Raw genomic sequence first — 23202 nt, 5'->3', positions numbered from 1 at the left:
ATGGATACGCTCCACGAAACGGTTGAACGCCGTGCCCAGAATGCCGAATTCGTCCTGGTTCTGGATCGTCAGGCGTTTGGTCAGGTCGCCGTCGCCATCGGCGATGTCTTCCATCGCGCGGGTCATCACATGCAACGGCTGGATCAGCAAGCGGATCAACATGCTCAGCAGCGCAATAATGAACGCCACGGCAATGACCGTAGCTACGACGGCCGAGGTACGGAAATCGCTGAGCATCGAGTAGGCCTTGTCTTTATCCACCGACACGCCGACATACCAGTTCACCGAGGGCAGGCCTTTGATCGGCGTGAAGGTCACGATGCGCGTATGGCCATCGACCGTGACTTCGCTGATCTGGTCGCTGATCTTCGGGGTGTTCGTCGGGTAGGCTTCGGCCAGGGTCTTCATGACCAGGGCTTTATCCGGGTGTACCAGGATCTTGCCGTCGGCGCTGATCAGGTAGGCATAGCCCATGCCATCAAAATCCACGGTCTTGAGGTTGTCTACAATGGTCTGCAGGCTCAGGTCGCCGCCGACGACACCGACATTTTGCGTGGCGTTTTTCGCGGCGCTGGCGATGGAAATGATCAGCCCGCCGCTGGCAGCGTCGATGTAGGGTTCGGTCAGGGTCGAGGTGCTGCTGCTTTGTGCGCCTTTGTACCAGGGACGTACGCGCGGATCGAAACCGTCAGGCATCTTCGCATCGGGGCGAATGATGAAACTGCCCTGGGCATCGCCAAGGTAGGACGCCATGAAAGTCGAGGTCAGCGCTTTCTGCTCCAGCAGGTGGGTGACGCTGGTCGGGTCGGGGGTGACGGCGATGTTCTGGGCCAGGTTCTCGATGAGCAGGATGCGGCCGGTTAGCCAGGTTTGGATGTTATTTGCCGTGACAGCACCCATTTCATGCAGGTAGCTGTCCAGGTCGTCACGGATGGCGTTGCGTTGCAGGTAATCGTTGTACGTGGTGAAGGACGCAAAGGCAGCAATCACGATGAGCGCGGCGGCAATTAGAATTTTATGGCTAAAGCGCAGGTTTTTATTCATGGCTCGGGGTCCGCTAAGGTCTTGATACGCTAAGCGTGCTTATATATAAGCGCGCAAAAATGGCTTCATAGTGAAAAAAAGCTGATATTTCCTTCTCTCCTTAGGGAATTATCCGACCTTGTTTTCAGTAGGGTCTGTCGCTTCAGATATCGGCCATGCAAGGCCATAGATTAACCACAGGTGACGAAATGCCTGACTCATCGCAACTTGTTATCGGCGCCGACCTTGCCGGCCAACCCATCGGCCAGGCCATGCGCCTGGCCAACCGTCATGGTCTGGTGGCGGGCGCCACCGGCACCGGCAAGACCGTCACCTTGCAACGCCTGGCCGAGACGTTCAGCGATGCCGGCGTGGCGGTATTTGCCGCAGACATCAAGGGTGACCTGTGTGGCCTCGGTGCCGCCGGCAATCCCCAGGGCAAGGTCGCCGAGCGTATCGCCGGCATGTCCTGGCTTGGCCACAAACCCCAGGCTTATCCGGTGACCTTGTGGGACATTCACGGCAAATCCGGTCATCCGCTGCGCACTACCCTGAGTGAAATGGGCCCGCTGTTGCTCGGCAGCCTGTTGGAGCTCACGGATAGCCAGCAATCGGCGTTGTACGCGGCCTTCAAGGTTGCCGACCGCGAAGGCCTGTTACTGCTGGATCTCAAGGACTTGAAGGCGTTGCTCAATCACCTCAGGGACAACCCCGAGCTGCTGGGGGACGACGCCGCCTTGATGACCACCGGCTCCAGCCAGGCTTTGCTGCGGCGCTTGGCCACATTAGAGCAACAAGGCGCGGATGCGTTGTTCGGTGAGCCGGCCTTGCAGCTTGAAGACATCCTGCAACCGGCCAGCGACGGCCGCGGTCGCATCCATTTGCTGGACGCCAGCCGCCTGGTCCATGAGGCACCCAAAGTCTACGCAACGTTCCTGCTCTGGCTGCTGGCCGAGTTGTTCGAACAATTGCCCGAGCGCGGCGATGCGGACAAACCGCTGCTGGCGCTGTTCTTCGATGAGGCCCATCTGCTCTTTGCCGATACCCCCAAGGCATTGCAAGAGCGGCTGGAACAAGTCGTGCGGCTGATTCGCTCCAAGGGTGTGGGAGTGTACTTCGTGACCCAGTCGCCAGGAGACTTGCCGGACGACGTGCTGGCGCAGTTGGGGTTGCGCATCCAGCACGGGCTGCGGGCCTTCACCACCAAGGAGCAGAAATCCCTGCGGGCGGTGGCGGACGGTTTTCGGCCCAATCCGCAATTCGATGCCTTGGCGGTGCTCACCGAACTGGGTATTGGCGAAGCCCTGGTGGGCACCTTGCAGGAAAAGGGCACGCCGGAGATGGTCCAGCGTGTGCTCGTGGCGCCGCCACAGTCGCGGATCGGACCGTTGACCGAGGCCGAGCGTGCCGGGTTGATTGCCGGTTCGCCGTTGCAGGGGCGCTATGAAAAACCCATCGATCGCGAATCGGCTTATGAAGTGCTGATGGGGCGTAAGGGCTTGGAGCCGCAAGCCGAAGAGGCACAAGGCACAGCGACCGCTGAAGAACCGAGCTTCACCGACAAGGCCGGGGAATTTCTCGGTACGGCGGCCGGCCAGGCATTGAAGTCGGCGATGCGCCAGGCCGCCAATCAGTTGGGGCGGCAACTGGTGCGCGGGTTGATGGGGTCATTGCTGGGGAGCAAAAAGCGCCGGTAGCTCGACACAGTTCAAATTGTGGGAGCGAGCCTGCTCGCGATGGCGATTCAACTGGCGACAGATGTGTCGACTGACTTGCCGCTATCGCGAGCAGGCTCGCTCCCACAATTGATCTGTGTCGTACACAGAATCTGAGTCCAGCGAAGATCCCCTGTGGGAGCGGGCTTGCTCGCGAAGGCGGTCGATCATCCAACAGAGATATTCAGATTCAATCCTTGGGTCGCCCATGCGCCGCCAACCGCTCCAGCGCCGCCCGCAGGTTGGGGTCGGTGATGCCGTCCGCGGTGGCCTGGATGGTGGCGGCTGCATCGGTGGACAAATCCAGCGTGTGCCCCTTGACGGCGACCTGTACCGTGGGCGGTTGTACCTTGAACAGAATCCGCGTCAGGCCGGTAAATTCCTCGAAGTCCTGCAGTTGCCGTAGCAGGCGCTTTTGCTGATAGCGCAAGCGCGTGGCCCAGTGACCGTCCGTGACGATCAGCAGCAGGCTGCCTTCGCGCCAGGACGCCACGTGGCAATGCTCGCGAGCGGCAGGCTGTAATTGGCTGTCCAGCAGGCGCTGCAAGTGACCCAGTCGTTTGGCGTGGCCGAAGATGGCTTTCAGCGGTTTGGCTTCGCGCAGCAGAACGGCGGGAACCTTGGCTGGAAGAGGGCGAAAGGCCATTAACGAATACCGCAAGTGACTGGGACGCCATGGTAGCAGAAAGCGCCAGGTGCGCCGCGACCGCTCGCCAGGGGCGACCTTACCCGCGCAATCAATGAATAACTTCTCTCGTTTGTGGGTTGAAGTTCCCGTAAAAGCCCTTATTTTAGGGAGGCCCCGTCACAGCGCTGTGCCAGCATCGTGGAATAACGCCACTTTCCTCACCATCGTTTCCGGGTAGAATGCTCGTTCGCATGCGGCCATGAGGGCTGCACGGGCGACTCACGGGGCCGCCCTCCATCCCTTTAGTGTGGAAGATCCTGCCGATATGTTTGCGCCTTTGTTAAAGAAACTTTTTGGAAGCAAGAACGAGCGTGAAGTCAAACGCATGCTCAAGACGGTACAGATCGTCAATGCCTTCGAAGAGCAAATGGTGGCCCTTTCGGACGATCAGTTACGCGCCAAGACTGCCGAATTCAAGGACCGCATCGCCAAGGGGGAAACCCTTGACCAGCTCCTGCCCGAAGCCTTTGCGGTTGCCCGTGAAGCCGGCAAGCGGGTGATGGGCATGCGTCACTTCGACGTTCAGTTGATCGGCGGCATGACCTTGCACGAAGGCAAGATTGCCGAAATGCGTACCGGCGAGGGCAAGACCCTGGTGGCAACACTGGCGGTCTACCTCAACGCACTGTCCGGCAAGGGCGTGCATGTGGTGACGGTCAACGACTACCTGGCCCGCCGCGACGCCAACTGGATGCGCCCGCTGTATGAATTCCTCGGCCTGACGGTCGGCGTGGTCACGCCGTTCCAGCCGCCGGAAGAAAAGCGCGCCGCCTACGCGTCGGACATCACCTACGGCACCAACAACGAATTCGGTTTCGACTACCTGCGCGACAACATGGCGTTCAGCCTGGAAGAGAAGTTCCAGCGTGAACTCAATTTTTCGGTAATCGACGAAGTCGACTCCATTCTCATCGACGAAGCCCGTACCCCGCTGATCATTTCCGGTCAGGCCGAGGACAGTTCCAAGCTGTACATCGAGATCAACAAGCTGATCCCGCAGCTGGAACTTCACGTCGAAGAAGTCGAAGGTGAAGTGACCAAGGCCGGCCATTACACGGTCGACGAGAAGACCCGTCAGGTCGAGCTCAACGAAGCCGGTCACCAGTTCATCGAAGAAATGCTTACCCGTGTCGGCCTGCTGGCCGAAGGCGAGAGCCTGTACTCGGCCCATAACCTGGGCCTGCTGACCCACGTCTATGCCGGCCTGCGTGCCCACAAGCTGTTCCATCGCAATGTCGAGTACATCGTGCAGGACGGCCAGGTCGTGCTGGTGGATGAACATACCGGCCGGACCATGCCGGGCCGTCGTCTGTCCGAAGGCCTGCACCAGGCCATCGAAGCCAAGGAAGGTCTGAACATCCAGGCCGAGAGCCAGACCCTGGCCTCGACCACCTTCCAGAACTACTTCCGCCTGTACAACAAGCTGTCCGGCATGACCGGCACCGCCGACACCGAAGCGTTCGAATTCCATCAGATCTACGGCCTGCAAGTGATGGTGATCCCGCCTAACAAGCCGCTGGCCCGTAAAGACTACAACGACCTGGTGTTCCTCACCGCCGATGAGAAGTACGCGGCAATCATCGCCGACATCAAGGAGTGCATGGCCCAGGGCCGTCCTATCCTGGTGGGTACCGCCACGATCGAAACCTCCGAGCACATGTCCGCCTTGCTCAATAAGGAAGGCATCGAGCACAAGGTCCTCAACGCCAAGTTCCACGAAAAGGAAGCCGAGATCATCGCCCAGGCCGGTCGCCCGGGTGCGCTGACCATTGCCACCAACATGGCCGGCCGTGGTACCGACATCCTGTTGGGCGGCAACTGGGAAGTGGAAGTCGCCTCCCTGGAAAACCCGACGCCCGAGCAGATCGCGCAGATCAAGGCCGACTGGCAGAAGCGTCATCAGCAGGTGCTCGAGTCCGGTGGTTTGCAGGTGATCGCTTCCGAGCGTCACGAATCGCGCCGTATCGACAACCAGTTGCGTGGCCGTGCCGGTCGTCAGGGCGATGCCGGTTCCAGCCGCTTCTATCTGTCGTTGGAAGATAGCCTGATGCGTATCTTCGCCTCTGATCGGGTGAAGAACTTCATGAAGGCCTTGGGCATGCAGCCTGGCGAAGCGATCGAACACCGGATGGTCACCAACGCCATCGAGAAAGCCCAGCGCAAGGTCGAGGGCCGCAACTTCGATATCCGTAAGCAATTGCTGGAGTTCGACGACGTCAACAACGAACAGCGTAAAGTGATTTATCACATGCGTAACAGTTTGTTGGCCGCCGACAACATTGGCGAAACCATCGCCGATTTCCGCCAGGACGTGCTCAACGCAACCATCAGCGCCCACATTCCGCCGCAGTCGCTGCCTGAGCAGTGGGATGTCGCCGGTCTGGAAGCTGCCTTGCAGAGCGACTTCGGCGTGGCGTTGCCGATCCAGCAATGGCTGGACGAAGACGATCACCTGTACGAAGAAACCCTGCGCGAGAAGCTGCTCGCCGAACTGATCGCCGCGTACAACGAGAAGGAAGACCAGGCCGGCGAAGAAGCGCTGCGTTCCTTCGAGAAGCAGATCGTGCTGCGGGTGCTGGACGACCTGTGGAAAGACCATCTGTCGACCATGGATCACTTGCGCCACGGTATCCACCTGCGTGGTTACGCCCAGAAGAACCCCAAGCAGGAATACAAGCGCGAGTCCTTCACGCTGTTCTCCGAGCTGCTGGATTCGATCAAGCGCGACTCGATCCGCGTGCTGTCTCACGTTCAGGTTCGCCGCGAAGACCCGGTCGAAGAAGAAGCCCGTCTGCGTCAGGAAGCCGAAGCGCTGGCCGCGCGCATGCAGTTCGAGCACGCCCAGGCCCCAGGCCTGGAAGTTGCCCGGGAGGAGGGCGCCGAGGTAGATGTTGCCCTGGCGACCGCTCCGGTACGCAACGAGCAGAAGCTGGGCCGCAACGAACTGTGCTATTGCGGTTCGGGCAAGAAATACAAGCATTGTCACGGGCAGATTCAGTAACACCCGTTTCAAACGCTGAACGACCCGCGCCGCGACAGGCCTTCCGCCGTCGCGGCGTTTTGCCATTTGTTTTGTCGTCTCGATGAAGACGGCTTCGATTACATCTATTTAGGAGCGCATTCATGGCTGTTGGTCTTGGTCCGTTGCCAACGTTGCACCCAGTTGCCGGTTTTGAACTCGGTATCGCCTCGGCGGGCATCAAGCGCCCAGGGCGCAAGGATGTCGTGGTCATGCGTTGCGCCGAAGGTTCGACAGTTGCCGGCGTGTTCACCCTCAACGCTTTTTGCGCCGCCCCCGTCATCCTGGCCAAGCAACGTGCCCAGGGACCGGTGCGTTATCTGCTGACCAACACCGGAAATGCCAACGCCGGCACCGGTGCCCCAGGCCTGGCCGCCGCCGAGCGCACTTGCGCCAAACTGGCCGAGCTGACCGGCGTCGCCGCCAGCCAGGTGCTGCCGTACTCCACCGGTGTGATCGGGGAACCGCTGCCGGTCGAGAAGATCGAAGGCGCGTTGCAGGCCGCTCTGGATGACCTGTCGGAAAACAACTGGGCCGCTGCCGCCACCGGCATCATGACCACCGACACACTGCCCAAGGGCGCGAGCCGCCAGTTCCAGCACGACGGCGTAACCATCACCGTCACTGGCATCAGTAAAGGCGCCGGCATGATCCGCCCGAACATGGCGACCATGCTTGGTTATATCGCCACTGACGCCAAAGTCTCTCGCCAGGTGCTGCAAGACCTGATGCTCGACGGCGCCAACAAGTCGTTCAACCGCATCACCATCGACGGCGACACCTCCACCAACGACTGCTGCATGCTGATCGCCACCGGCAAGGCCGACCTGCCGGAAATTACCCAAGCCAGCGGTGCGCTGTTCGCCGCCCTGAAGCAGGCCGTGTTCGAGGTGTGCATGGAAGTGGCCCAGGCCATCGTCCGTGACGGTGAAGGCGCGACCAAGTTCGTGACCGTGCAGGTCAACGGTGGCGGCAATCATCAGGAATGCCTGGATGTCGGCTACACCGTGGCGCATTCGCCCCTGATCAAGACCGCGCTGTTCGCCTCCGACCCGAACTGGGGCCGGATCCTCGCCGCCGTCGGCCGTGCCGGTGTGCCGGAGCTGGATGTGAGCAAGATCGACGTGTTCCTTGGTGAAGTCTGCATCGCCAGCCAAGGCGCACGCGCCGCCACCTACACCGAAGCCCAGGGCGCGGCGGTGATGCAGCAGGAAGAAATCACCATTCGTATCGAACTGGGGCGTGGTGATTGCAGCGAAACCATCTGGACAACCGACCTGTCCCACGAGTATGTGAAGATTAACGCTGAGTATCGGACTTAACAGTTCGGGACCGAGTTGCTGCCATCGCGAGCAGGCTCGCTCCCACAGGGATTGGTTGGGTGACCTGGACCTGTTCACGCCACCGATCCACTGTGGGAGCGAGCCTGCTCGCGATGGCGCCAGTACAGCCTCCACAACACCCCAAGAAAGGATTCCAGACATGAGCCTGCACCTGATCATCGGCGACAAACACCTCTCCTCCTGGTCCCTGCGCGGCGCGCTGGCCCTGGCGTTGACGGGCGCAAAGTACACCGAAGAGCTGGTCAGGCTCGACCAGCCCGACACCCGCGAGAAGCTGCTCAAGTATTCAGCCACCGCCAAGGTCCCGTTGCTCAAGACCGAATTTGGGGTGATCGCCGACTCCCTGGCGATTGCCGAATACCTGGCTGAACAGTTTCCAGACGCCGGCCTCTGGCCCAGGGACGTAGCCGCCCGGGCTCAGGCGCGTTCGGCCTGTGCACAAATGCACAGCGGTTTTTTTGCAATCCGTAGCAACATGCCATTTGACCTGGCCCACGATGCGCCGCTGGTGCCCATGCCGGCGGAGGTTCAGGCGGAAATCCAGCGGATGCTGGCACTGTGGGCCGAATGCCGTGCGGCGGCCACTGAAGCCGGGCCCTACCTGTTTGGCAGCTTGAGCCTGGCCGACGTGTTCTTCGCGCCGGTGGCGGTGCGCTTGCGCACCTATCAGGTGGAGCTGCCCGAGGTCGATGCGGCCTATGTCGAAACTATCTATCAATGGCCGGCGTTCAAGGCGTGGCAACAGGCCGGTCTGGAGGAAACAGCGCGGTGAAACGAGTCCATGTAGCGGCGGCGGTCATTCGTGACGCTGCCGGCAAAATCCTCATCGCCCGGCGGGCCGACACTCAGCACCAGGGCGGCCTTTGGGAGTTTCCCGGTGGCAAGGTCGAGGCGGGTGAGTCCGTCGAAACCGCCCTGGCCCGGGAGCTTCATGAAGAACTGGGCATTGTGGTCAGTACGGCCCGGCCGTTGATCAAGGTGCGCCACGATTATCCGGATAAACAGGTACTGCTGGATGTCTGGGACGTCTCAGCGTTCACCGGCCAGCCCCATGGTGCCGAAGGGCAACCGCTGGCCTGGGTCACTGCCCGGGAGCTTTTGAACCATGAGTTTCCGGCGGCCAACCAGCCGATCGTCGCGGCGGCTCGTTTGCCCGGCGAGTATTTGATCACCCCTGAAGGCCTCGAAACGCCGCAGTTGCTGCGCGGCATGCAGAAGGCTATCGCCGGCGGGATCAAACTGCTCCAGTTGCGCGCCCCCAACGGCTACGACCCGAAGTATCGCGATCTGGCGGTGGATGCGGCAGGTTTGTGCGCCGGCAAGGCCCAGTTGATGCTCAAGGGGCCTTTCGAATGGCTGGGGGATTTCCCGTCCGCTGGCTGGCACATTACCGCCGCGCAATTGCGCAAGCATGCTGCAGCCGGTCGACCTTTTGGCAAAGACCGTTGGTTGGCCGCCTCCTGCCACAGCGCAGAAGAGCTGTCCCTGGCGCAGCAGATGGACGTGGACTTCGTGACGCTCTCGCCGGTACAACCGACCCAGACCCATCCCGAGGCCCAACCGCTGGGTTGGGAAGAGGCTTCGCGGTTGATCGAGGGCTTCGACAGGCCGGTGTATCTGTTGGGCGGAGTGGGGCCTGACGAACGGCAAAAAGCCTGGGAGGCCGGGGCGCAGGGTGTGGCGGGGATTCGGGCGTTTTGGCCTGAGGCTTGATTGGGTGGGGTGTTCGCGGGCCTCATCGCGAGCAGGCTCGCTCCCACAGAGAATCTGTTGCGTGACATGGATATTGGTTACACCACAAATCCCATGTGGGAGCGAGCCTGCTCGCGATGAGGTCCTGACAGGCGACCCAGTTCAACTCCCAGGCTTGGCAGCCGCCACCCACAGCACCTCCGCCACCCCTTGTCGCCGGGCAACGACCCGCGCGGCGACGAACAACAGATCCGACAACCGATTGATATACGCCAGCCCCGGCCCGGCCAACGGCTCGACGGCGTTCAACTGCTGGCAACGGCGTTCGGCGCTACGGGCCAGGCTGCGGCAGACGTGGGCCTGGGCGATCAGTGTCGAGCCGCCGGGCAGGATAAAATTCTCCAGCGGCCCGACTTCTTCGTTCCATGCATCGATGGCTGCTTCCAGGCGCTCGACTTCCAGCACGTTCAAGGCCTGATAAGCCGGCATCGCCAGTTCACCGCCCAGGTCGAACAGCCGGTGCTGACAAGGCGCCAAGACCTCGATCAGCTCCTGTAGCGCGGGATACTCAGCTGCCTCTACCGCGAGGCTGGCGAGCAACAATCCCAACTGACTGTTGAGCGTGTCCACCTCGCCAATGGCCTCGACCCGTGGATGATCCTTGGCTACGCGGCGACCATCTCCCAACCCTGTTTCACCTTTGTCGCCGGTGCGGGTGTAAATCTTCGACAGACGAAAGCCCATGTTCAGCGCTCCAGTTGCTTGTGTTCCTGCGGCACCATTGAAGTACCGGTCAACGGCAGGCGCAAGGTGAAGCAGGTGCCCTGACCCGGCGCCGACTGCACTTCCATCTGGCCCTTGTGGTTATTGGTGATGATGAAATACGACACCGACAGCCCCAGCCCTGTCCCTTGGCCGATTTCCTTGGTGGTGAAGAACGGCTCGAAGGTGCGTTTACGCACGTTCTCGCTCATGCCGATGCCGTTGTCCTCCACCTGGATCTCCGCCCACGGTGGGTTCAGCCGCGTGCGCAGGATGATGCGGCCGGGTTCGCTGTCGTCCTGGCGTTGGTGGATCGCCTGGGCGGCGTTTTTCAGCAGATTGAGCAGTACCTGCTCCAGCTCGTTGGCGGTGCCGGGCACCGGGCCCAGGTTCGGGTCGAACTGCCGGGTGATCGCCTGGCCTTTGAAGTCGAAACCGATCGCCAGGTCGAAGTCGTTCCCGGCGATCTCTACCGCCTGATCGATCAGCGCCGGCAGGTCGCAGGGGGCCATCTGCCGGGTGCTGCGTCGGCTGAAGCTGAGCATGTGGGTGACGATTTTCGCCGCCCGGGCCCCGGCCTGCTGGATGCCATCGAGCAACTGCGGGATTTCCCGGCTTTGCAGGTAAAGGTTCACCCTTTGCAGTTCGATATTCAGTTGTTCGGCCTGTTCGATGTTCTTCGGCAGTTCCGGCGACAGACGCCGACGGATGTTTTGCACGTTGTGCAGGATGGCTCCCAACGGGTTGTTGATTTCATGGGCCATGCCCGCCGCGAGGCCGCCGACCGAGAGCATTTTCTCCGACTGCACCATCATTTCTTCCAGCGACAGGCGCTGGGTGATGTCATCGATGCGGATCACCACGCCGCGCCCGGCACCGCCCATCAGTGGATAGAAGGTGAGGGCGTAGTGCCGGGCCTCGTCGTCCTTTGTCCAGGTGACGCGTTCGATCTTCGCCACCGTATGCTGTTCGACCGTTTGCTTGAGCTGTGGCAGGTAAGGCTTGAGCGGTTCGAAGGCGAGGAAGATCGGCTGGTTCAGCGCCTCGTCCAGGCGCGTGCCCGAAAGGGCGCTGGCTTCCTGGTTCCATTGGGTGACATACAGCTGTTCGTCGAGGGCGATCAGGGCCGAGGGCATGGAGTCGATAATACTGTTGAGGTAGTTCTGAAAGCCGGTGAGCTTTTTCTCGATCTTGCTGCGCACCTGGACTTCCAGCTCCAGCTTGCGATTGGTGTGGCGGGTTTCTTCGGCCAGGCCCTGGGCCTGGTCGTAGGCGGCCTGGGAATCGTCCCGCGCGCGCTTGAGTTGCTGCTCCCGGGCTTCGATCCGCGAGAGCATGGTGTTGAACGCCTCGGCCAGGCTGCCGATTTCGTCGTGGTTGCCGCGGGCGGCGCGCAGTGAATAGTTCTCCTCGCGGGTGACCTGGCGTGACAGCTCTTCGAGCTGATGAATCGGTCGGGTAATCAGGCGCTTGATCTGCTGGGCAATGACCAGCCACAGCAACACGCTGAAAATCAGGATGCCGAGGCTGGCGGTCAGGGTGCCGGTGTAGAACGCCGTCGGCAGTTCGCTGCTGGCCACCAGCAACAGGTGACCCGGCGCCGTCCCCGGACGGGGCAGGGTGATGACCTGGTTGCTGCGAAACTCACTGGCTTGCCACGCCTGCATATGGCGGTAATGGTCCGGCAGCTTGAGCTTTTCGCCCTGTTGCAGTTGGGCCAGGCGTGCGCCCTCGCCGTCATACAACGCAGCGGCCCGCAAGGGTGCGTAGCTGTTGAGCTCATCCAGCAGGCGCTGGGCGGTCTGGGGCGATTGCAGGGCGTCGGCGATCAGGCTTGGGTTGGCCACCAGCCGACCGATGGTCTGCAGGGCTTGGGGCGCCATGCTTTCCTGGGAAATGTAATAGGCGGCGCTGATAAAGGTCAGGTTGGCCACCAGCAGAACGGTGGTCAACAACACCAGCAGGGCGGCCAGCAGTTTCTGGCCGACCGGGAGGTTTTCAAGGCGCTGGCGCAATGGCATCGGACTCTTCGTTAAAAAGGAACACGTGGGCCAGCGTAGCCGCTGCTCAGTCGCCGGGCAATCCGAGGTTGTTCAAGTGGGCAATCAGTCGCTGACGCACTTGTTCCAGATGTGGCACCGTCAACTGATGGCGCCCGGCAACCTTGCAAGCGTGGCCGAGCAGGTAGCTGATTTCGGTGCGGCGCCCATGGGCGACGTCCTGGTACATCGAGGAGTAGTTGGCGGCGGTGGCCTGAATGACCCGTTCGACTTCCGGCTGCAGGTCTTCGGCCGCCATGGGCTGGCCGCAGCGCTCCAGCAGGTCCGTAAGTTCTGCGCAGAGGGTCGCCACTTCGCAGTGATGTGCCTGCAAGCCGCCGTTCTTGCAGTGATGCAGGACGGTCAGCGGGTTGATCGCACAGTTGAGCGCCAGTTTGCGCCAGAGCCGGGTGAGGATGTCCGCCGTCCATTCGTGGGGTATACCGGCGGCGTTGAGGTCGTCCAGCCAGATCGGTGCCACCGGGTGGGCGGGATCGCCCAGCCAGGTATAGCCGTGGCCGGCGAACACCACGCGCCAGTCACCGTCGCGGAACGCCCCTTCGGTACTGGAGGCACTGATGCAACGGGCCTGGGGAACACGATTGGCGACCGCGTCCTGACTGCCGAGGCCGTTCTGCAGCAGGATCAGCTCCGCATCGGCGCTCAGGCGATGGGCCACGGAAGCCACGGCCGCTTCGGCGTCATAGGCTTTGCAGGCCAGGAGCAGGCGTTTGATCGGTTCAGGGGCGTCGGCTGTTTGCCCAGGTACCGGGTAATGCCGGGCTTGGCCCTGTTCCACCAGCGTCAGGCCACCGGCGGCCCGATAGGCCTGCAACCGTTGTTCATTGCGCAGTACCAGCCGCACCGGCAGACCGGCCCGGGCCAGGCGCGCCGCCCATAACGTGCCGAGGCTGCCGGCCCCCAGGACATGCCAGGTAGTAGGCATCAGTTTTTTACTCGGTTTGGCGCAGGCATCGGGGGGCTCGCAGTGTCGACAGGAAAAGACCCGTTATAATGAGCCCGATTTTAACCACAAGCCAAGCACGCGCCTTTGTTACGGGCGCGTCTTTTTTATTGGAGAACACTACATGCCGTCATTCGACGTGGTATCCGAACTGGACAAACACGAAGTCACCAACGCCGTTGAAAACGCCGTCAAGGAACTCGACCGTCGTTATGACCTCAAGGGCAAGGGCAGTTTCGAGTTCAAGGAGAAGGACCTGACCGTCAACCTGACCGCCGAGGCCGACTTCCAGCTTGAGGCAATGATCGAGATCCTCAAGCTGGCCCTGGTCAAGCGCAAGATCGACGTGCAGTGCCTGGAGGTCAAGGACGCCTATGCCTCGGGCAAGCTGATGAAGCAGGAAGCCGTGCTCAAGGAAGGCATCGATAAGGAACTGGCGAAGAAAATCGTTGTTCATATCAAGGACGCCAAACTCAAGGTGCAAGCCGCCATCCAGGGTGAGCAAGTGCGCGTCACCGGCAAAAAGCGCGATGACTTGCAGGAAGCCATCGCGGCACTGCGGGGCAAGGAATTCGGCATGCCTTTGCAGTTCAATAACTTCCGTGACTGATACGTAGGAGCTGCCGAAGGCTGCGATCTTTTGATCTTTCGCTTGAGGTTCGGGGGGGGGGAAGATCGCAGCCTCGTTTCACTCGACAGCTCCTACGCAGCTTCTACGCAGCGGCAGCGGTGCGGTGGGAGCAAGGTGTTTGCATCGGTCTTACGTGGTAGCAGGAATAAAGGAGAGGTAGATGGACTTGAACGCTGAAGTGGACAACTTGATCAAGGCGTCCGAGGCCTGGATCCCCATGATCATGGAGTACGGCAGCCGCGTGCTGCTGGCGGTGATTACGCTGGCCATCGGCTGGTGGCTGATCAACAAGGTAACCCGCAAACTCGGCGGACTGCTGGCACTGCGCAATGCCGACCTGGCGCTGCAAGGGTTTATCAGTAACCTGGCGAACATCATCCTCAAGATCCTGCTGATCGTCAGCGTGGCGTCGATGATCGGCATTGAAACCACCTCGTTCATCGCGGCTATCGGTGCGGCAGGCCTGGCGATCGGCTTGGCGTTGCAGGGCAGCCTGGCGAACTTCGCCGGCGGTGTGCTGATTCTGTTGTTCCGCCCGTTCCGCATCGGTGACTGGGTCGAGGCCCAGGGCGTGGCCGGTACGGTCGACAGCATCCAGATCTTCCATACCGTGATTCGTACCGGTGACAACAAAACCGTCATCGTGCCCAACGGCAACCTGTCGAACGGCATCATCATCAACACCAATCGCCAGCCGACCCGCAAAGTGGTGTTCGATGTAGGCGTGGATTACCAAGCGGACCTGCAAAAGGCTCGCGAAGTGTTGTTGGAACTGGCCAAGGATGAGCGCGTGCTGAGTGACCCGGCGCCGGAAGCGGTGATTTCGACCTTGGGCGACAGTTCGATCACGGTGTCGTTGCGGGTATGGGTCAAGACCGCGGATTACTGGAGCGTGATGTTCATGTTCAATGAACAGGCCCGGGACCGGTTGAAGGACGCGGGGATCGATATTCCGTTTCCACAGCGGGTTATTCGTATGGTCCACGAAGGGGCAGCGCAGTAACGCTTCGGCTCATGAGGCTAATGTTAGTTAGCTTGCTAATTACGAAGTTGCTTTTAAGCTGACATATGATGGGCACAAAAAAACCGCTCACCTGAATCAGGTGAGCGGTTTTTTATTTGTTGCCGGTGTAACTATCGAATGACCGCTGAATTACAAGATGCTCAGAGGGTATTCGACGATGAAGCGGAAGTCGTTGTTGTCGTTGCGGGAGGGGTCAACGGCATCGTTCGAACGATAGAACGCGCTACGAATGCGGAAAGACAGGTCTTTGGCTGGTCCGCTTTGCATCACGTATTTGGTTTCGAAGTCCCACTCGTGCTCTTTACCTTCTTCGCCGCCAATACCTTCAATATTGTCACCGGTGATGTAACGGGTCATGAAGCTCAGGCCAGGAACGCCATAAGTTTTCATGTTCAGGTCGTAGCGAGCCTGCCAGGAGCGCTCGTCTTGTTTTTCGAAGTCGGAGTACTGGACGGAGTTGGAGAGGAAGATAGTGCCGCCGCCGTCAACGCCGTAAACGTAGCCCGTGTCACCGGTGGAGCGCTGGTGAGCCACGGTGAACTTATGTGCGCCGATGCTATAGGCAGCAGCGAGGGACCAGATGCGGTTGTCGACATCGCCGCCCCGCTCTTGACCCTGGCTCTTGCTGTCGTAGCCGTTGAAGTCGAAGTTCAGAGACTGATCTTCGTTGATTGGCAGAGTGTAGTTCAGGTTGATGTACTTCTTCTTGAAGTAATCTTCAACGTCCGAAGCAGCCACGCCAGCTACGAAATTGTCGGTGAACTGGTAGGTTGCGCCTGCAATGTTGGCGGAGGTCAGGCCAGGGTTACGGATGCCAGTAACGCCGTCACGACCATTGATGCTGTCACGGCCCATGCCAGTTTGATTGCTCAAGGAAGTGAAGCGACCTGCGCTCAGCTCCAAGCCCTTGATTTCGTTGCTGGTGATCAAGGTGCCGGTGGCAACTTCAGGCAGCAGACGACTGTCGTCGGTGGAGAATACTGGGCTGCTGGTGAATTGGTTGCCGTATTTCAGGACGGTGTCGGACAGGCGGAATTTAACCGCGCCACCAGCCTTCGATTGAGTTTTTTCCAGATCGCCATCGCTGTCCGCGGCGAACAAACCGTTACCGGCACGACCCGAGCCGCCGTCGAAGCGGGCCGAGCCCAATGCGAAAGCGTCAACGCCTACGCCGACGGTACCTTGGGTAAAGCCCGATTCGTAAATGGCGCGTACACCAAGGCCGGCTTCTTCACGATAGCTTTGGTCAGTTTCGTTTTTGAAATCACGATTCATGTACAGCATACGGCTCAGAACGTTCAGGCTCTGATCTTCAAAAAAGCCCTTGGATTCTTCCTGGGAAGAGGCCATTGCGAACTGCGAGGTACTGGCCGAAACAGCCAGTGCGATCATGCTCCACTTCATCACGCGCATCGTGATTTGCTCCTTTGGTTTTTAGAAGAGTCTTGCCGTCCCACCTGTTTTTTTATCTGGGCGGCTCTTTCTTTTTGTGTCGGCGCGAACTTATATCACGACGACATTCATTGGCGATACTTGCCCATCCAATCTTTCAGCTTCTTTACGACCCTGTCGCCAATGGCTCGATCCATGTCGTATTTCAGCTGTTCCGGCGCAATCGGACTTACAACTCGAAGTTGCTTCTTTTTTCCGGCGACGGTGTAAAGAGTCCTTTATTACTGCGCTTGAAGCTCCTTGAGGGCAGCCTTGCCACTTTATTCTCAAGCCTGCAGGTTCTCGCTTGCAGCGGTGCCCTGTAGACGATGTGGGGATGAATGCAACAAGCATGCTCAAACCCGGTTTTTGTTCACGTTTTTTTCACATTCTTCCTGCTGGCGCGGTGAAACCTCATGAAACCGGGCTCCAAAGGCCTTGTTTTAATTAGGGTTGACTGCTGTGTCGCTCTCGTGTTTACAGCCGTTAAACGCCTCGCGACAACTAAAAACGTTACCGGTTCACCCTGTCGGTGGGTAGATCACGGATGCTTCGTGCACTGAGCGTAGACGCGTTGTGCTGTTTTGGTGCAAAAAATCTCTACCTTGTACGAAAATTTTACAGGTCCGGTGCAGGAGGCGGTGTTCGCAGCGCCCGTCTCAAGCTGATGTGTTGCCGGCTGCGCTGAGTTGGTGCGCGCGCTCTAAAAAAAGCATCGGACAGGGTCATGACTGTACGCAGTGAACCCTTCGGCGTTCAAGGGTATGCTGCGCTTCTGTGTCCGACGCAGGCCTGCTGCGTCGGGCAAAAACGATAACCAGCGAGGAGTGTGCGCGGTGTTTGCTTTAGATCCACAACTGCAACAAGACACGTTGGTCATGGGTGATTTCCCGCTGTGCCGGTTGCTCTTGTCGAACGACTCCAATTACCCGTGGTTCATCCTCGTGCCGCGACGGGAAAGTATCAGCGAATTGTTTCAATTGGATGACGCCGACCAGCGGCAGCTGTGGAAGGAAACCACGGTCCTGGCCGAAACCCTCAAGGACTCGTTCAATGCAGACAAGCTGAACGTTGCAACTTTGGGTAACGTAGTCAGCCAGTTGCACATGCACGTCATCGTGCGAAAACGTGATGACGCGGCCTGGCCAGCGCCGGTCTGGGGCAAGCACCCGGCCAGGCCTTATACTACTGAACAGGTGACGGTCATTCGCGACAGACTGCGAGCGGCCCTGACCGATGATTTCAAGTTTCTGGAGGACTGAGACCATGAACCTTGAAGAGCGTGTAACGGATCTGGAAAGCCGCCTGGCGTTTCAGGATGACACTATCCAGGCATTAAATGACGTGCTGGTGGGGCAGCAGCGAGTGGTCGAGCGCCTGCAGCTGCAAATGGCCGCTTTGCTCAAGCGCCAGGAAGAGATGGCCGGGCAATTCGAAACCTTTGAAGAAGAAGCGCCTCCGCCTCACTACTGACCGACCGGAACGGCAGGCGATAAAAAACCGCGAGCAGCCTGGCTGCATCGCGGTTTTTTTACGCTTGGGATCAGCGGCGCGGTAGCGCGGCGATCACATCTTCGGCCTGCAGGCCCTTGTCGCGGTTCATCACGGAGAACTCCACGCGCTGGCCTTCGACCAGTACGCGGTGGCCTTCGCCACGAATGGCCCGGAAATGCACAAAAATGTCATCGCCGGAGTCGCGGGAGATGAAACCGAACCCCTTGGACGTGTTGAACCACTTCACGGTGCCGGTATCGCGGTTGGACATGTCGTAGTTCTGCGGTGCGGCGGCCGGTGACGACTTCTTATAGAAGCTGACAGCCAGGTGCAGTGCCACGGCGAGCAGTGCTGCGGTCAGGCTGAACAGCACGGCCGGTTGACCGGCGATTTGCGGCATGGGTGCCAGCAGGGTCAGGGTTTGCAGGGCAACGGCCAGCACCAGCAAGACGCTGACCAGGTTTTGCAGTTGATGACGTGGACCTTTGTTCCAGTAGGGGATAACAGGTGCAAGGGTGAGGTTGAGCAGGCCGAAAAAGGCCAGGTAAAGCGCATCGGGATGTTGCAGGTAAGGCGTGGCTTCGGAACCCAGGCTAGGGATGAAGGACAGCAGCAGGGCAGCTGCGCCCATTAGCAAGTGGACGATTTTCAACATTTTGATTGACTCACGGTTAAGACGGATCACAAGGAAGAGCTGGTCGGGGCGGTTCGCTTCGGAACAATAGAGAGGCGTTGGACACATTCCCGAATCAGCCTATGCGCCATGCCCGGAAAAATAGGCGTAGCGACACACTGCCTATTTAACAGCAAAGCCCCGGCCTTCTCAAACCCGTACCACGCTGTTCGTCGGCGCAACGGCGGCAGGTGTCAGACAAAGGCGTTGAATCTTCCCGCCTTCTCGGAACCGTCCGGTGTCCCGGCTTGTCGGTTCAGGAGGGCTGGCGATTTGTCGCAGGCTGCCGGCGGCAACACCCGCTAGAGTTGAAGGGCCGCTGTCGAATTCATCACCGCAGGAGATCAACCATCATGGCAATTGATATCGGGATCAGTGAAGAAGATCGCAAGTCCATCGTCGACGGGCTTTCACGCCTGCTGTCGGACACCTATGTCTTGTACCTCAAGACCCATAATTTTCACTGGAACGTCACGGGGCCGATGTTTCGTACCCTGCACCTGATGTTCGAGGAGCAATACAACGAGCTGGCGCTGGCGGTGGACCTGATTGCCGAGCGCATTCGCGCCCTCGGCTTTCCCGCGCCGGGCGCCTACTCTGTGTATGCACGTTTGTCTTCTATCAAGGAAGAAGAGGGTGTGCCTGGCGCCGAAGACATGATTCGCCAGTTGGTCGAGGGTCAGGAAGCCGTGACGCGTACGGCCCGCAGCATCCTTCCTTTGTCGGACAAGGTCAGTGACGAACCGACCACCGATCTGCTGACCCAGCGCATGCAGGTCCATGAGAAAACCGCCTGGATGTTGCGCGCACTGTTGGAAGACCGGTAAGCGCCAAACAAGGGGATGACAGGGGCGCTGGCATTATCGTCTGCACTTTGTGTAGGACGTCGTAATTCGTCGCCTGCCTGCTGCTGGCTTGTCCTACGCCGATGGTCATAAAGTCATCTGGATATGGCGATGCCGTTGAGCTTCCATAGAGCCACAGATTGGTTGTTCCAACTGAGAGGCTCGTATGGCAAAGGAGTGTCAACGGTATGAATCAAGGAAAAGAACCCGGGGAGGGTGTGCATGGGCACTTTCACCCTATTACCATCGACCCGTTCGTCCGAGGGTTCGATATGCAACTGGCCCGCCCCCTGGCCCGATCGATCCGCCTGAACGGGTTCGCCACCTGTCTTCGGCTTGAGCAGGTCTATTGGGATATTCTCGGTGACATGGCCCAGCTCAACAGCTGTTCTGTCAGTACGCTGCTCTCCCATGTGGACCGGGAAGTGCACCTGCGCCATGGCGGGGTGCGCAACTTCAGCGGTTTAGTGCGCGTGGTTTGTGTGGTGCACAGTTTGAAATAGGCAGGGATTGGATCATGGTGCGGCGTAGGAGCTGCCGAAGGCTGCGATCTTTTGATCTTGATCTTTCGCTTGCGACTCAAGTGTCTGGGGCAAGATCGCAGCCTCGTTGCACTCGTCAGCTCCTACGCAGCACCTACGCGGCGATGGCTGTGCGGTCTTACGGCTGCACAGGCCGCATTTAATGGATATAATCCCGCTCTTTGCCGCAAAGCCCAGCCTTTGCGCGAGTAACCTGATCGCCGAGACAACCCCCATGCCGATGTACGACTATCAATGTGCTTCCTGTGGTCATCAGATGGAAGCCATTCAAAAGATCAGCGCGGCACCGCTGGTCGATTGCCCTGCCTGCCAGGCGCCGGAACTGAAAAAGATGCTGTCCATGCCAGGTTTCCGCCTCGGCGGCACCGGCTGGTATGAAACCGACTTCAAGACCGGCGCCAAGAAGAACCTGGCCGGTGGCGACAAAGCTGACTGAGTTGAACACGCGCGAGTTCTTGCACGGGCAGGGCCTCCAACCGAATTTCGAATTACGAGAAGTGAAACCACTACCATGATGCGCAGCCATTATTGCGGCCAACTGAACGAAAGCCTGGAAGGTCAGGAAGTTACTCTTTGCGGATGGGTCCATCGTCGCCGTGACCATGGCGGGGTGATTTTCCTCGATATCCGTGATCGTGAAGGCCTGGCCCAGGTAGTGTTCGATCCGGACCGCGCTGAAACCTTTGCCGCCGCCGACCGTGTGCGCAGCGAATACGTGGTCAAGATCACCGGCAAGGTGCGCCTGCGTCCGGCCGGCGCCGGCAACGCCAACATGACCTCAGGCATGATCGAAGTGCTGGGCTATGAGCTGCAAGTGCTCAACGAAGCGGAAACCCCGCCGTTCCCGCTCAACGAATACTCCGACGTGGGCGAAGAAACCCGCCTGCGCTACCGCTTCATCGACCTGCGTCGCCCGGAAATGGCCGAGAAGCTGCGTCTGCGTTCGCGCATGACCACCAGCATCCGTCGTTACCTGGACGAGAACGGCTTCCTCGACGTCGAAACGCCGATCCTGACCCGCGCAACGCCTGAAGGCGCTCGCGACTACCTGGTGCCGAGCCGTACCCACCCCGGCAGCTTCTTCGCCTTGCCGCAATCGCCGCAGTTGTTCAAGCAACTGTTGATGGTGGCCGGCTTCGACCGCTACTACCAGATCGCCAAGTGTTTCCGCGACGAAGACCTGCGTGCCGACCGTCAGCCTGAATTCACTCAGATCGACATCGAGACCAGCTTCCTCGACGAAAAAGACATCATGGGCCTGACCGAAGGCATGATCCGCAACCTGTTCAAGGAAGTGCTGGGTCTGGAATTCGGCGAGTTCCCGCACATGACCTTCGAAGAGGCCATGCGTCGCTACGGTTCCGACAAGCCGGACCTGCGTAACCCGCTGGAACTGGTGGACGTGGCCGACCAGCTCAAGGACGTCGACTTCAAGGTCTTCAGCGGCCCGGCCAACGACCCGAAATGCCGGATCGCAGCCGTGCGTGTGCCAGGCGGGGCAAGCATGCCGCGCAAGCAGATCGATGACTACACCAAGTTCGTCGGCATCTACGGTGCCAAGGGGCTGGCGTACATCAAGGTCAACGAGCGCGCCGCGGGTGTTGACGGCCTGCAATCGCCGATCGTGAAAAACATTCCTGAAGCCAACCTGAACGTGATCCTCGATCGCGTGGGTGCTGTCGATGGCGACATCGTGTTCTTCGGCGCCGACAAGGCCAAGATCGTCAGCGAGGCCCTGGGCGCACTGCGCATCAAGCTGGGTCACGACCTGAAGCTGTTGACCTGTGAGTGGGCTCCGATGTGGGTCGTCGACTTCCCGATGTTTGAAGAGAATGACGACGGCAGTTTCTCCGCGCTGCACCACCCGTTCACCGCGCCGAAGTGCTCACCTGAGGCGTTGGAGGCCAATCCGGCCACCGCCCTGTCGCGCGCTTACGACATGGTCTTGAACGGCACCGAGCTGGGTGGCGGTTCGATCCGTATCCATCGCAAGGAAATGCAACAGGCGGTCTTCCGTCTGCTGGGTATTAGCGAAGCGGAACAGGAAGAGAAATTCGGCTTCCTGCTCGATGCGTTGAAGTACGGTGCCCCGCCCCACGGTGGCCTGGCCTTTGGTCTGGACCGCCTGGTGATGCTGATGACCGGCGCCCAGTCGATCCGTGAAGTGATCGCGTTCCCGAAAACCCAGAGCGCGGCGGATGTCATGACCCAGGCGCCGGGTGTAGTGGATGCCAAGGCACTGCGCGAGTTGCACATCCGTCTGCGTGAACAGCCAAAGGCTGAGTAAGGCCGACACCTGAAGGCGCATCTTCGGATGCGCCTTTTCATTGGGGTCGATATTTCTGGTTGCCGGCTCTTGCGCGAGCGCAGGGCGGGCAAGTTTCAAAGAGAAACCGGAGCGAGTTATGGCAGGTCATTCCAAGTGGGCGAACATCAAGCACCGCAAAGAACGTCAGGATGCCAAGAGGGGCAAGATATTTACCAAGTGGATCCGTGAGCTGACGGTCGCTGCCCGCCAGGGTGGCGGCGATCCGGGTTCCAATCCACGTCTGCGCCTGGCCCTGGACAAGGCGCTGGGTGCGAACATGAGTCGCGACATTATCGACCGGGCCATCGCTCGTGGCGCGGGCGCGACCGAAGCCGACAACGTGGAAGAGCTGACCTACGAAGGTTACGGCCCGGGTGGCGTAGCGGTGATGGTCGAGTGCATGACCGACAACCGCAACCGTACCGCCGCCGCTGTGCGTCATGCCTTCAGCAAATGTGGTGGCAACCTGGGCACTGACGGTTCGGTGGCATACCTGTTCGAGCGCAAGGGGCAGATCAGTTTTGCGCCGGGCCTTGATGAAGATGCCCTGACGGAAGCGGCGTTGGAAGCCGACGCCGATGACGTGGTCAGTCATGAAGACGGTTCGTTCGACGTGTTCACCTCGTTCGCCAGCTTCTACGCCGTGCGCAATGCCCTGGAGGCGGCCGGTTTCAAGCCCGCCGACGCGGAAATCGTCATGCAACCGACCACCAGCGCCGAACTGGACCTGGAGGGCGCTGAGAAGGTCCTCAAGATGATCGACATGCTTGAAGACCTGGACGACGTGCAGAACGTCTACTCCAATGCCGAGATTCCGGAGTCGGTGGCTGAACAGCTAGGTTGACAGCGCTGTTGGTGCGACGGCCCGTTCAAATTGGCGTAGGTGCTTTATGTGGGAGCGAGCCTGCTCGCGATAGCGGTGGTCCAGCTTGCAAAAATGTTGCAGGAAGATCGCCTTCGCGAGCAGGCTCGCTCCCACAGGTTCAAACAACTCCTTAAAACCGCAGGC

Annotated in this window: 20 protein-coding genes and 1 pseudogene; 14 read left to right on the top strand and 7 right to left on the bottom strand. The window is 59.8% G+C overall.

The features are described 5' to 3' along the window. Positions 1 to 12 precede the first annotated feature (12 nt). A pseudogene (locus tag MA884_RS28055) lies at positions 13 to 1044 on the bottom strand (cache and HAMP domain-containing protein); the annotation flags it as partial. Between the two features lie 188 nt (positions 1045 to 1232). On the opposite strand from MA884_RS28055, the gene MA884_RS15640 reads away from it, so the two are divergent. Beyond that, positions 1233 to 2720 carry a helicase HerA-like domain-containing protein gene (locus tag MA884_RS15640; RefSeq protein ID WP_256231361.1) on the top strand — a complete coding sequence of 496 codons (1488 nt, stop codon included), beginning with the start codon at positions 1233 to 1235 and terminating at the stop codon, positions 2718 to 2720. 208 nt (positions 2721 to 2928) lie between these two features. On the opposite strand, the gene MA884_RS15635 is transcribed toward MA884_RS15640, so the two are convergent. Then, entirely contained in the window at positions 2929 to 3384 is a 456-nt protein-coding gene (locus MA884_RS15635; protein WP_256231360.1) for a DUF721 domain-containing protein, read from the bottom strand. Positions 3385 to 3691: 307 nt separating this feature from the next. On the opposite strand from MA884_RS15635, the gene secA reads away from it, so the two are divergent. The 4 genes from secA to MA884_RS15615 all read left to right on the top strand — a co-directional run bounded on the left by secA (position 3692) and on the right by MA884_RS15615 (position 9501). Further along, positions 3692 to 6427 carry a preprotein translocase subunit SecA gene (secA, locus tag MA884_RS15630; RefSeq protein WP_256231359.1) on the top strand — a complete coding sequence of 912 codons (2736 nt, stop codon included), beginning with the start codon at positions 3692 to 3694 and terminating at the stop codon, positions 6425 to 6427. 122 nt (positions 6428 to 6549) lie between these two features. Next, positions 6550 to 7767, top strand: coding sequence for a bifunctional glutamate N-acetyltransferase/amino-acid acetyltransferase ArgJ (argJ, locus tag MA884_RS15625; RefSeq protein WP_256231358.1), 1218 nt, complete (start codon positions 6550 to 6552; stop codon positions 7765 to 7767). Positions 7768 to 7927: 160 nt separating this feature from the next. Further along, positions 7928 to 8560, top strand: a complete 633-nt coding sequence (locus tag MA884_RS15620) for a glutathione S-transferase family protein (protein WP_256231357.1) — start codon at positions 7928 to 7930, stop codon at positions 8558 to 8560. Beyond that, a complete protein-coding gene (locus tag MA884_RS15615) occupies positions 8557 to 9501 on the top strand; it encodes a Nudix family hydrolase (protein ID WP_256231356.1) in 945 nt (314 codons plus the stop codon). The genes MA884_RS15620 and MA884_RS15615 overlap by 4 nt, the downstream gene beginning before the upstream one ends. 141 nt (positions 9502 to 9642) lie before the next feature. On the opposite strand, the gene MA884_RS15610 is transcribed toward MA884_RS15615, so the two are convergent. The 3 genes from MA884_RS15610 to MA884_RS15600 are packed head-to-tail and all read right to left on the bottom strand — an operon-like array spanning position 9643 to position 13227. After that, a complete protein-coding gene (locus MA884_RS15610) occupies positions 9643 to 10224 on the bottom strand; it encodes a cob(I)yrinic acid a,c-diamide adenosyltransferase (RefSeq protein ID WP_256231355.1) in 582 nt (193 codons plus the stop codon). A 2-nt stretch (positions 10225 to 10226) separates the two neighbouring features. Then, the gene (locus MA884_RS15605; RefSeq protein WP_256231354.1) at positions 10227 to 12263 is read right to left on the bottom strand and encodes an ATP-binding protein; all 2037 of its coding nucleotides are present in this window, start codon (positions 12261 to 12263) and stop codon (positions 10227 to 10229) included. 46 nt (positions 12264 to 12309) lie between these two features. Beyond that, positions 12310 to 13227 carry a putative 2-dehydropantoate 2-reductase gene (locus tag MA884_RS15600; protein ID WP_256231353.1) on the bottom strand — a complete coding sequence of 306 codons (918 nt, stop codon included), beginning with the start codon at positions 13225 to 13227 and terminating at the stop codon, positions 12310 to 12312. Positions 13228 to 13369: 142 nt separating this feature from the next. Between MA884_RS15600 and MA884_RS15595 the strand changes: the two genes are divergently transcribed. Both MA884_RS15595 and MA884_RS15590 read left to right on the top strand, forming a co-directional pair. Further along, a complete protein-coding gene (locus tag MA884_RS15595; RefSeq protein ID WP_256231352.1) occupies positions 13370 to 13855 on the top strand; it encodes a YajQ family cyclic di-GMP-binding protein in 486 nt (161 codons plus the stop codon). Between the two features lie 181 nt (positions 13856 to 14036). Beyond that, entirely contained in the window at positions 14037 to 14879 is an 843-nt protein-coding gene (locus MA884_RS15590; protein WP_256231351.1) for a mechanosensitive ion channel family protein, read from the top strand. A gap of 150 nt (positions 14880 to 15029) precedes the next feature. Here MA884_RS15590 and MA884_RS15585 read toward each other — a convergent pair whose 3' ends face one another. Further along, on the bottom strand, positions 15030 to 16313 hold the full coding sequence (locus tag MA884_RS15585; protein WP_256231350.1) for an OprD family porin: 1284 nt from the start codon (positions 16311 to 16313) through the stop codon (positions 15030 to 15032). 854 nt (positions 16314 to 17167) lie between these two features. Between MA884_RS15585 and MA884_RS15580 the strand changes: the two genes are divergently transcribed. Further along, entirely contained in the window at positions 17168 to 17593 is a 426-nt protein-coding gene (locus MA884_RS15580; RefSeq protein ID WP_256231349.1) for an HIT domain-containing protein, read from the top strand. A 4-nt stretch (positions 17594 to 17597) separates the two neighbouring features. Beyond that, on the top strand, positions 17598 to 17804 hold the full coding sequence (locus MA884_RS15575; RefSeq protein ID WP_214915133.1) for a SlyX family protein: 207 nt from the start codon (positions 17598 to 17600) through the stop codon (positions 17802 to 17804). 70 nt (positions 17805 to 17874) lie between these two features. Here the strand turns inward: MA884_RS15575 and MA884_RS27885 are convergent, their stop codons facing one another. Beyond that, positions 17875 to 18480: a cold-shock protein gene (locus tag MA884_RS27885; RefSeq protein ID WP_305388417.1), complete on the bottom strand. Its 606-nt coding sequence runs from the start codon at positions 18478 to 18480 to the stop codon at positions 17875 to 17877. Between the two features lie 371 nt (positions 18481 to 18851). On the opposite strand from MA884_RS27885, the gene MA884_RS15565 reads away from it, so the two are divergent. The 5 genes from MA884_RS15565 (at position 18852) to MA884_RS15545 (ending at position 23037) form a co-directional block, all read left to right on the top strand. Continuing rightward, positions 18852 to 19325, top strand: a complete 474-nt coding sequence (locus tag MA884_RS15565) for a Dps family protein (RefSeq protein WP_256231348.1) — start codon at positions 18852 to 18854, stop codon at positions 19323 to 19325. A 206-nt stretch (positions 19326 to 19531) separates the two neighbouring features. Then, the gene (locus MA884_RS15560) at positions 19532 to 19846 is read left to right on the top strand and encodes a ribbon-helix-helix domain-containing protein (RefSeq protein WP_256231347.1); all 315 of its coding nucleotides are present in this window, start codon (positions 19532 to 19534) and stop codon (positions 19844 to 19846) included. Positions 19847 to 20099: 253 nt separating this feature from the next. After that, the gene (locus tag MA884_RS15555; protein WP_003178589.1) at positions 20100 to 20321 is read left to right on the top strand and encodes an FmdB family zinc ribbon protein; all 222 of its coding nucleotides are present in this window, start codon (positions 20100 to 20102) and stop codon (positions 20319 to 20321) included. Between the two features lie 75 nt (positions 20322 to 20396). Further along, complete coding sequence (aspS, locus tag MA884_RS15550; RefSeq protein WP_256231346.1) at positions 20397 to 22172, top strand: aspartate--tRNA ligase; 1776 nt, start codon at positions 20397 to 20399, stop codon at positions 22170 to 22172. Positions 22173 to 22290: 118 nt separating this feature from the next. Further along, the gene (locus tag MA884_RS15545; protein WP_256231345.1) at positions 22291 to 23037 is read left to right on the top strand and encodes a YebC/PmpR family DNA-binding transcriptional regulator; all 747 of its coding nucleotides are present in this window, start codon (positions 22291 to 22293) and stop codon (positions 23035 to 23037) included. The last annotated feature ends 165 nt before the right edge of the window (positions 23038 to 23202 follow it).

Source organism: Pseudomonas sp. Q11 (genome assembly GCF_024494355.1).
Taxonomy (GTDB): domain Bacteria; phylum Pseudomonadota; class Gammaproteobacteria; order Pseudomonadales; family Pseudomonadaceae; genus Aquipseudomonas; species Aquipseudomonas hefeiensis.
The sequence above is the reverse complement of the archived record's forward strand: the minus strand, read 5'-3'. Positions and strand labels throughout refer to the sequence as shown.